Here is an 8,734-nt window from a genome sequence, read left to right as displayed (position 1 = left end):
TTGGTGCGGTCGAGAAGACTCGTAAAAACGCTGCAAACCGCAGAAATCCGGGGCAAATGTGTCCCATGCGCTGCAACGCCGGGGCCTTACATGTCAATAGGTTAGGATATGGGTGTCCCACGACTTCATGCACAGAAATCGTCGCCTGTGGATTACGTCTATCGATGGGACCGCCAGGGCCGCAAGGGTCAGGCGTGCCGCGTCACTGCGCGGGGCAAGTTCAACAGCATTCGGGTCGAGTTCGCCGACCCTCCCCCACCAACAAGGAGCCTAGGAATGGAACACGCGCTAAACGAAGGGCAATTGATGGCGCTTCAGGAGATCGCGCTGCGCGGAAGCAAGAAGCCCGCCAAGGCGAAACACAAGGCTGGCTATGTGAAACCGCCAGAAATTCCAGTCGTCCGCGAGAATGTCGCGGTGTTGCTGCGAGACGGTCTGGTCCGATCCATGGGGCCGCATTCGAAAGTTGTTCGCATCTCCGAAAAAGGCCTGGCGGTTCTAGAAGCCTATATGAGCCGGATCAAGACGAAGTTTGACCCAAGGCCGATGCCTCGAATCGAGGTCGCGCGCCCCGTGGCCGATCTATGCATTGAAGTTCGCTGGATCGGCGGAACTCGTATTGGCAGAACGGAAATTGTTGATCTATCACCGGCTATCAACAAGTACCGAGTTTATGCTCCGCTTAGAAACGATAGGTCGCTTTTCGAGACGCTATCTGTCGGTAACGACGGCACGATTCTTGAATGGGGAGATGGTGCATTTGACATGACCGCAACCTCTGTTGAGCATCTAGCCCAGGATATTTTCCGAGCCGACGCCCTCTCTTCCTCTACCAGGGGGGGCGAGCATGGCTGAAATCGAATTCGGAGAGCGATGCGTTACCAGCGACCAGTTCGCTGAGACCTTCCCCAAGATACTAAAGGGGCGCTCGCACATTCGCGGTCTTATCCTCGGCAAGGCCACCGCCGATGGTTGTTACAACGTGATCTGGGAGGGCCGCCGAACCGTCGAGAGCTTCCACAAAAGCTTCTTCCTGCTCAAACGCGACTTCGATGGCTCTACCAGAGGGGAATGAACGATGACGAAGCGCAGACCTGACTGGCGCAAAGCGGTGTTCACTTACGAAGACGATCCGGACGTTGGACGGCTCTACTATTTCGCGCCCCAGACGCGGGCGCAGGGTCCGTATCGGGAGCAGAGGCATGTCCGGGCCATCATCGACATTGCGTCCGATGGGACATTGGCTGGCATCGAATTGATCGATAATATGCCGCCACTCGATGCGGATCCCTGACGCATGACCATCCGCACAATGTTCGCTCTGCTCCCTATCGGCGCTGCCTTAATGGCTGCGCTGTATGGGTTGAGGTATGTCGGGTGGGTCGATTTCTGATAGGAGATGAAGATGAACGTGTTCGCAATGCCCGCTTATGAAGTCGTGAAGCTTACGGACGGCATGGATGTCCTGAGATCACTGTTTCCAGAAGGCGAGGCCAACGCCCTCAACTTCGTCATGTTCTCCACCAGCGGCACCCATGGCAGCTACCTTACGATTGAGGAAGTCGCTGCCAGTCTTGGGTCAGACGAGCCAAGCAAACTCACTGTGCTGGTCATTCAGCCGCGCGTGGTGCGTTTGCTGTACGGCGAGATCGAGATAACTGCCGATGACGTGCCATACCTCCAGAACCTCCGCGAGAGCAGCAAACGCGTCTTTGCTGGACAGTGAGTGCCTAGCGCTTCTTCGGCGGGAAAGCCTCAATCTTTGCCTTCACGCCGTCCTGCTCCATGGCCAGTTTCATCGCCTCGGCTTCAGCTTTGTCCTTTGTAGCAAGCACGGTCTTCCACACCTTCTCCTTGGTGTCGTAGACGCTGACAACGTAGCTGGTCATTGCCCCTTGCTCTTCGAATAGCCTGTCGGCTTCGTATTCGCCATTATGTGCAGCCTGGCGCCCTTGTGGCCGCACCGCTCGCATTTGCAGGCTTGAGCAATCCGGGTTTCCCCGATCACCTCATAGTCGGGTCCGTATCGCTCAATGAGCCAGTCCAGAGGTAGCGGCTTGCCATGGCCACAGTTCGGCCCGGCACAGTTCGCCATCAGGCCTTCCCCTGCTGCTTTGATCTCTGCAAGAGTGCTCATGGAGGGGATATAGCGCGGCCCTCAAACGACGAAAAGCCCGCCAGCCGAAGCCAGCGGGCGGGGTAAAAGGTGGTGGCGCGTCAGCGAGAGGCGAGTTCCGGCGGCAATCCAAGGTCTGCTTTCTTTGCGGGCGAGATGGCATCGATCTTCTGGGACAGCACCTCAACCTTAGTGGAGAGGCTGTTCACGCGCTCGCTGATGCCGTCGAGCTTGGCGCCCATGACTTCAAGGAGCTTGTCGATCCTGGCGTCTTGCGTGTCGTCCCGCTTGTCCATCTGGTCGAGGCGAAAGGTGACGTTATCCAGAGGCCGAAGCTTCTGCTGGATCTCATCGAAATTCTTGTCGGAAATGACCGTGCGGGCCTGGCGCGATTGCTCGATGACGTCGAGCCGACCTTCAAGCCGCTGGATGTAGATGGTCAGCGTGATCGCAGCCAACACGATAGCCGCGATCGACGGCACGTTGATCCGCAACCAGTTGACGTTCACTTCGCGGTTTTGAACCATCTCATCACCTTCAGCCATTTGCCCCGTCTGCCCTTTCAACGCGCTGCTACGGCTTCCAGCCGCAAAGTTTTTGGCCTTTTTCATTGTGGGCCAGGATCGCCGCGACCGAAGCGTCCGAGAGCGTGGCGATCTCTGCCTTGGTCGGACGAATGGGATGCTCCACCGCGCAGAAGGAGCCGCCGGTCGTGGGGCACCCTGCGAGACAGACCAGCAGCGGCAATGCCAACACTTGGAGCTTTCGCCTCATGACTTGGACCATTTTCCCAGCCTTTCCCTGTTGGTGTCAGGCGCGCGACCGGCCACGGCGTCATCGATCGCCTGAGCTTCGGAGCCGGCGGTGGCGTCTTTCACGGCCTGCTTGTCGCGTTCACGCTTGGCGCCCCGCAGATTGCCGTAGCCGAGGCCTATGAGGGTTCCTACGGCCCCGAGCGCGGCTATGAGGATTGATGTGTGGGTGAGCAGGAAAGCGATGACCGCAGTCATGTCACAGCCTCGTAGGTGGCGTCAAAGATATCGGGTTTGCAGGGGTAGATTTCGCCCTTCACCCCACGAATGATCCAGTCGCCCGGCATCGCCGCCATCGTACCCTCAAGCGTACCGATGTATAGGATGTCGATGAACCGTCGCACCTGGCCAGGCTCAACTGCGGCTATGGTCGCGGCCTCCGTTGGAAGCGTTTCGCTGCAAGGCGGCATCCATGAAGGGTATTCCAAACGCTCAGTTTCGAACGGGATACCGCCGTTGGTGAGGCCGGTAACTTCGCCTGTCCATTTGATTGCCTCGATGACGACAGGCTTCTTGCGGAATTTAGCCATCTCATTTCTCCTCTGCCGGCGGCGGTGGCGCGACCATGCCGGACGGGCCGTCGCGCACGGCGTTGATGACCAGCTTGGCCAGCGCCAGCCCGCCACTGATTTGCAGAGCGCGGTGGTCGGTGATGCCGAACGCCGTCCAGTCAAACCCGGCGAGCGCGCCAGAGGTGACGATGAAGATCAGCGTGTTCAGCAGATTGTGCAGTGCGTTGGTGTTGAACCATTTCATGGTCATTTCCTCTTGATGGCTGCGATGATGAGGATGGCGATCACCACCAGCACGACGCCGCCGGCAATGAGCGCGGGAGAGACGCCGGCATGAGCGGCACCCCCGCCGATCCCGAGAGCGGCAATGATGCCGGCAATGATGCCCTTGCCGGTCTTGGGCGCGGTCACAGGAGGCTCAGGAGAAGCACTAGGCGCGGCGGGCGTCGCAGGAGCCGGGGAAGGCTGAACGGGTGCTGGCGGGGCCGCTGGCGGCCAAGGCGTGTCCTTGATGCGGGACCACTTCCTGAAAGCATCAGCCAGTTTGGTGTCGTACCCGTTCTTCTTGTAGGCCGCGCCGTTGTAGCCCTTGGCGAATGCCGCCCAGTCATGGGAGCGCAGCGCGCCGTCGAGATGGTTCGCCTGGATGAAGTTGACGGCGGCCTCGAGCTGAAGCTCTTCGCTCTCCATCATCGCCTCGACCATGGCTTGCGGGGTCAGGAACCCGGCCGCCTCGAAGTTCTCGCCGAGAACCTGACCAAGGCCCCATGATGCCGACTTGAGCGCGGCGGTCTCGTCGATCGCGCATGCCGACTTCAGGCGCGGGTAGCTGTCCTTGGGATAGGGCTGCTCGCCCCACTTTGGATAGGCCAGCCCTTGCGCTACCGCCTGGGCTCGCGCAGCGCCCGCCAGATTGCGATAAAAAACATGTGGCTCGAAGAGGATGATGGGGCGGCCCTGACTATCGAAGCCATGGCCGCGCGTTTCAACGTCGAGAAAAGCATGGATTTCGTCCTCTCCTACTCCGATCTTGGCGCCGAGCTTCGGCAATGCGAGGTCGTCAAGGCGCACCGCGGCGCCCTTGAACGTCGTGTCCATGGGTTTTCCTTTCAGTGTGAAGTAGAAAGCCGCCCAACAGGCCGTAGACCGTGTCGATGGCGGCGTGGTATCCGCTGCGAATATTCAAATCGGGGGGGGGCTTGATGTCCAAATTGACTATTTGGTTTCGAAACAGACAGAATCCTGTGCCTAAGGACACCAAACTGGGCCGCTGGACTTACGGCATCGACAACGGCCTCAAGATATTCGGCTGCAATCCTAACGCCCGCCTGGAGATCGGCTCCTTTTGCTCAATCGCTGCAGACGTGGTTTTTCTGTGCAGCGGGAACCATCCGACAGCTTGCGCGACGACTTCCTTTATCCAAGCGAACATGCTGGGGAAGCCTGCGCACAAAGACCCAAGCGGCCGGCGCGGCATCACCATCGGCAATGACGTTTGGATCGGCAGAAGGTCGATGATCTTACCGGGCGTGAAGATCGGTCACGGCGGCGTTGTGGCCGCTCAGACCACAGTTACAAAGGACGTGCCGCCCTACACGATCGTCGGTGGAAACCCGGCGAAGAAAATCCGTCTTCGATTCCCGGAAGAGATCGTCGAAAAAATGCTGGCTATCCGTTGGTGGGATTGGGACGACGAGAAGATCAAGCAGGAGGCCGACCTCCTAACCGGGCCGATTGAAGATTTCGTCGCGAAGCACGGCTAAGAGGCTGGCCGATGAAACGAGACTGGGTAAAGCTGCCGAAGCCGTGGGCCGAACTGCGCCCCGGCCTACGCGATGAGGTTGCGGCCAAGGCCGGAGACATCCACACCTATGATGGCGGACACGTCAGGCTGGTGGATGGACTGTGGGAAGTCGTATTCAGCGGCGATGCGAACGATGCCGATGTGGTTCTTAATGCGCTGCGGAAACCGAATTAAATGGAGCGAGCCATGACAGAAACGCGATTGCCCGTTGTCCCTATCGCCATCGCGATGTTGGCCGCGTTGGTGGCGGTTCTCGCTGTGTCCATTCCGATGTCCCACGAGGTCGAGGAGGCCAGCGTGGTGAGCTACAGAGTTGGCGACCCGGCGATCCAGTTCAACAATGATAGTGCTCCGGGCGTGCCTGGCTGGTTCGCTCCTGACGACTGGGGCATGTGGGGCAACGGGAACGCCGAACTTCACATCCAGCTTCAGCCCGCTCCGACCGGTCCTATCGACCTCACCGTCAACACGATGGTGAAGCTCTCCATATATTCGAACCGGCGCATGATGGCGCTTTTCGTCAACGGCAAACCCTATGATCAATACATCTACGACGGGAACACGCCGACGCAGCTCATCAGCGTGACAATCCCACAGGACGAAATGCCCACAGATGGCAAGCTCGTCCTGCGGTTCGTGGTTTACCCAGGCGCATCACCAGATTCCAAGCCGGGCTTTTTTAACGACGGCGCGATTGGGGTCGGGCTACGGAGTTTGCAGATCCTTCCTCATCAGGCGTAATCGCCAACTGCGACTGAGGCATTGCCCGCCACCTTCTCTATTTCGAACCAGCTATCGGTATCGATTTCACAGGTTCCTGTCGGGCCTGCCGAGAAGGTGATCTGCGGGGCGATGTTGCCGGCGGCGTTCACGCGGATTTCGCCCTCAATGAAGATATCGGTGCGGATGGCCGTCGACGCTGCTGTCAACGCCGTGGCGGATGCCGTCTTCGGGCTGGCCATCTGCGGTGTGCCGAGTGTCGTTGACCCCGCCGTTGACGTGGCCATAGCTGTATAGGCCATGGAGGTAATGGTCGCGGTACCGCCGATGCCGAACGACGTGGTGTGCGAGGTAGCGCCGGTGTTGATGCCGATCTTGGTGCGGAACCGGTAAAGAGTCGCCGCCTCGACGTTGATCTCATCCTGGGTCGACGGGAATATGTTCTGCGCCGACGTCGAACTGTTGGAGAGAGCGTTCGGCGCGGATGTCCCAACCCACGTCTTCTTGAACTTGTCCCCTTGAGGGAACCAGTTCACGCCATCCGAGACCAGCGTAACCGCCTCGTTCTTGCCGCAGTAATAGCTGGTGCCGATGGCGATGTTGCCGCCGCCCAAGAGTCGCGTGTTGTTGTTCGCGAAGATCAGCGTGATCGACCGGCCGGCATAGCTCCGCGCATTGTTGATGGTCTGGATACCTGTGGTCCCGCTGACGGAAAACACGGTGTCCACGGCGTTCGGGGTGACGGCCGATGCCGACGCCAACGTGGCCATGTAGGGGTTGATGATGTTGCCGGTCAGGATACCACTGAATATGGTTCCACGGTGACGAGTGACCGCGCCAACGGCGTTGTTGATGCCGATATCGTAGCCGTAGATCGAGCACTGATCCATGTCGACCACGGCAGTGGCCGCAACGTTCCAGCCGGCCGAACTTGCCGCCGCCCCCGTCCTGCGCGTCTGGCAGTTTGAGAACGATGCCGCGCCACTGGTGACATTGAAGCCGTAGGTTGCGCATTCCCAGGTGTTGCAGGCGGTGTAGGTTGCAGGCGCCGTCGCCGCAGACGTGGTATCCGACTGGAAGCCGATATCCTGCGCCGCAGTCTGACAGCCGATGTATTTGATGTCGGCGGCCGAATTGACGAGCCGAAAACCGATTGTGCCGGCGAGCGGGGTGGCAGCATGCCCATCAGCTCCGCAATTGAGGAACACCACCTGATCGGCGTCTGTCACCAGATAGCCGGTCGCATAGGCGAACGAGAAGCAGCCTCGGACCTGTGTCCAGTCGTGGGGAGCCTTCAGCGAGAAAGCCGCGCCCGTGCGATCGTTCTGGGCGCCATTCGTTTCCGGCACCGATCCGATGGTCACGAAGGGCCAGAAATGGCACTCGCTGATCCGGGTAATATCGGTCGACGCCTCAAGGAAAATGCCGTTCTGGCAGTCGCCGTGGACGCGGTTGATGGTGATGCGGCTGCATGACGTAGCCCCGGAAATCGACCGGATGCCCTGGTTGAAGCCAAGCACCAGGCAGTCTTCAATCAACACATCCGCAACGCTGTTTCGGATGGTGACGCCAGTGCCGAGGAACTGCGCAGCGACCTGTGCCGAGGTGATGTTGAATGTCAGGCCCTTGCGGAATATCCCCAGGTTCTTGAGCGTGCAGTTCGAACCGATAGAGATCGTCGCGGCGCTGTTGACGTAAATGCGATTGATCGTCGCGTAGGTTGTCGACGGCGTGAAACCACCGATAGCGGGCTGACTGCCAATCAACGTTGCGCCATCCGGCATGGTGAAAGTCGTGTCAACAAGCGGGTTGCACCCTGGGGGCAGCATGACGACGCAGCCGACCGCAGAACCAGCGAAAGCTGCCGTGAGAGCTGCTGTGTCATCCGTGGTGCCGTCGCCGACGACGCCATACCAAGACGCGTTGCGCGGCCCGCTGTGCAGCCTGATCCACGTATAAGAGCCAGAGGTGAGGTATTTTCCTTCGGCTGTGTCGGCCGTTGCCTCTGCCTGCACAGAAGCCGACAGCGAGGATGTCAGGTAGGGCAACCACTGGCCGTTGCGTCCCAAGCCTTCGCCATATGTCGTCGCGGCCCTGTCCTTGGTCGGGTCGAGCGCCTTGACTGCCGTGCGATCCGACGCATAGACAGCCGCCGCAAGCGCATTGCGCACTTCGGTTGTGGTCTTTGCGGCATAGGCCGTATTGCCAGCGTTTCGCTGCAAGAAGGTGTTGGCGACTGGGGATGCGGGGAACCCGGCAGCAGACACGGCCGCGGTGATCAGGGCCAGACCAGCCGTGATTGCCGATCCGACCGAAGAAAGGCCGGCGGCGATCGCTGCATTGATGATGCCGATCCCATCGTCCGACTGGTAGAAGACGATCGCGAGAGCCGTGTCGCCAATCACCGGGTTGAGCGTGTTGAAAACGTAGGTCTTGCCAGCGTTGGTCGAGCCTTCAGCGACGTGGACAGTCGTCCCCTTTTGCATGGTACGCGCCGTGCGGGCATCGGCGGCGCGATACCACTGGCCGGCCGAAACCGTGCGAATGCCGTTCTCCGACCCGTCCGTCTGATCCTTGACGAGCACGCGGTCGCCCTCGACGGTCTGAACGCCGTCGATGGTCAACAGCCCGCCGGCATCGACATCGATATTCGCCGTGGTCGCCAGGCGGCAGGGTTCGCGCTCGCCGGTCAGCAGGCGAACGGCGGCAGTAGCAGGTCGGGCCATTACGGCTCTCCACTCTTGAAAGGTCGGGGTTTTTGAAGTTGAGT

Annotated in this window: 14 protein-coding genes; 7 read left to right on the top strand and 7 right to left on the bottom strand. The window is 59.8% G+C overall.

What is annotated here, in order from left to right; genetic code table 11:
• Positions 1-276 precede the first annotated feature (276 nt).
• The 4 genes from FJ977_RS35490 to FJ977_RS35475 all read left to right on the top strand — a co-directional run bounded on the left by FJ977_RS35490 (position 277) and on the right by FJ977_RS35475 (position 1,726).
• The gene (locus tag FJ977_RS35490; protein WP_140777445.1) at positions 277-855 is read left to right on the top strand and encodes a hypothetical protein; all 579 of its coding nucleotides are present in this window, start codon (positions 277-279) and stop codon (positions 853-855) included.
• On the top strand, positions 848-1,075 hold the full coding sequence (locus FJ977_RS35485) for a hypothetical protein (RefSeq protein ID WP_140777443.1): 228 nt from the start codon (positions 848-850) through the stop codon (positions 1,073-1,075). Before FJ977_RS35490 ends, FJ977_RS35485 begins: the two co-directional genes overlap by 8 nt.
• Before the next feature lie 3 nt (positions 1,076-1,078).
• The gene (locus tag FJ977_RS35480; RefSeq protein ID WP_140777441.1) at positions 1,079-1,294 is read left to right on the top strand and encodes a hypothetical protein; all 216 of its coding nucleotides are present in this window, start codon (positions 1,079-1,081) and stop codon (positions 1,292-1,294) included.
• A 111-nt stretch (positions 1,295-1,405) separates the two neighbouring features.
• Positions 1,406-1,726 (top strand): hypothetical protein, encoded by a 321-nt coding sequence (locus tag FJ977_RS35475; RefSeq protein WP_140777439.1) that lies wholly within the window; start codon positions 1,406-1,408, stop codon positions 1,724-1,726.
• Between the two features lie 4 nt (positions 1,727-1,730).
• On the opposite strand, the gene FJ977_RS36110 is transcribed toward FJ977_RS35475, so the two are convergent.
• The 6 genes from FJ977_RS36110 to FJ977_RS35445 form a co-directional block, all read right to left on the bottom strand.
• Complete coding sequence (locus tag FJ977_RS36110; protein ID WP_181180179.1) at positions 1,731-1,889, bottom strand: hypothetical protein; 159 nt, start codon at positions 1,887-1,889, stop codon at positions 1,731-1,733.
• A gap of 328 nt (positions 1,890-2,217) precedes the next feature.
• Entirely contained in the window at positions 2,218-2,727 is a 510-nt protein-coding gene (locus FJ977_RS35470; protein WP_140777437.1) for a hypothetical protein, read from the bottom strand.
• Positions 2,728-2,886: 159 nt separating this feature from the next.
• Positions 2,887-3,126 (bottom strand): hypothetical protein, encoded by a 240-nt coding sequence (locus FJ977_RS35460; protein ID WP_140777433.1) that lies wholly within the window; start codon positions 3,124-3,126, stop codon positions 2,887-2,889.
• Complete coding sequence (locus tag FJ977_RS35455; protein ID WP_140777431.1) at positions 3,123-3,458, bottom strand: hypothetical protein; 336 nt, start codon at positions 3,456-3,458, stop codon at positions 3,123-3,125. The genes FJ977_RS35460 and FJ977_RS35455 overlap by 4 nt, the downstream gene beginning before the upstream one ends.
• Position 3,459: 1 nt before the next feature.
• Positions 3,460-3,684 (bottom strand): hypothetical protein, encoded by a 225-nt coding sequence (locus tag FJ977_RS35450; protein ID WP_140777429.1) that lies wholly within the window; start codon positions 3,682-3,684, stop codon positions 3,460-3,462.
• A 2-nt stretch (positions 3,685-3,686) separates the two neighbouring features.
• The gene (locus FJ977_RS35445) at positions 3,687-4,538 is read right to left on the bottom strand and encodes an N-acetylmuramidase family protein (protein WP_246683437.1); all 852 of its coding nucleotides are present in this window, start codon (positions 4,536-4,538) and stop codon (positions 3,687-3,689) included.
• 104 nt (positions 4,539-4,642) lie between these two features.
• On the opposite strand from FJ977_RS35445, the gene FJ977_RS35440 reads away from it, so the two are divergent.
• The 3 genes from FJ977_RS35440 to FJ977_RS35430 are packed head-to-tail and all read left to right on the top strand — an operon-like array spanning position 4,643 to position 5,985.
• Positions 4,643-5,203 (top strand): CatB-related O-acetyltransferase, encoded by a 561-nt coding sequence (locus FJ977_RS35440; RefSeq protein ID WP_140777427.1) that lies wholly within the window; start codon positions 4,643-4,645, stop codon positions 5,201-5,203.
• An 11-nt stretch (positions 5,204-5,214) separates the two neighbouring features.
• Entirely contained in the window at positions 5,215-5,418 is a 204-nt protein-coding gene (locus FJ977_RS35435; protein ID WP_140777425.1) for a hypothetical protein, read from the top strand.
• Positions 5,419-5,430: 12 nt separating this feature from the next.
• Positions 5,431-5,985: a hypothetical protein gene (locus tag FJ977_RS35430; protein WP_140777423.1), complete on the top strand. Its 555-nt coding sequence runs from the start codon at positions 5,431-5,433 to the stop codon at positions 5,983-5,985.
• Here the strand turns inward: FJ977_RS35430 and FJ977_RS35425 are convergent.
• Positions 5,976-8,690, bottom strand: a complete 2,715-nt coding sequence (locus tag FJ977_RS35425) for a hypothetical protein (RefSeq protein ID WP_140777421.1) — start codon at positions 8,688-8,690, stop codon at positions 5,976-5,978. The two genes, FJ977_RS35430 and FJ977_RS35425, sit on opposite strands and share 10 nt — an antisense overlap.
• Positions 8,691-8,734: the final 44 nt, after the last annotated feature.

Source organism: Mesorhizobium sp. B2-1-3A (genome assembly GCF_006442655.1).
GTDB lineage: Bacteria > Pseudomonadota > Alphaproteobacteria > Rhizobiales > Rhizobiaceae > Mesorhizobium.
This window is presented reverse-complemented; position numbering and strand designations above follow the sequence as displayed.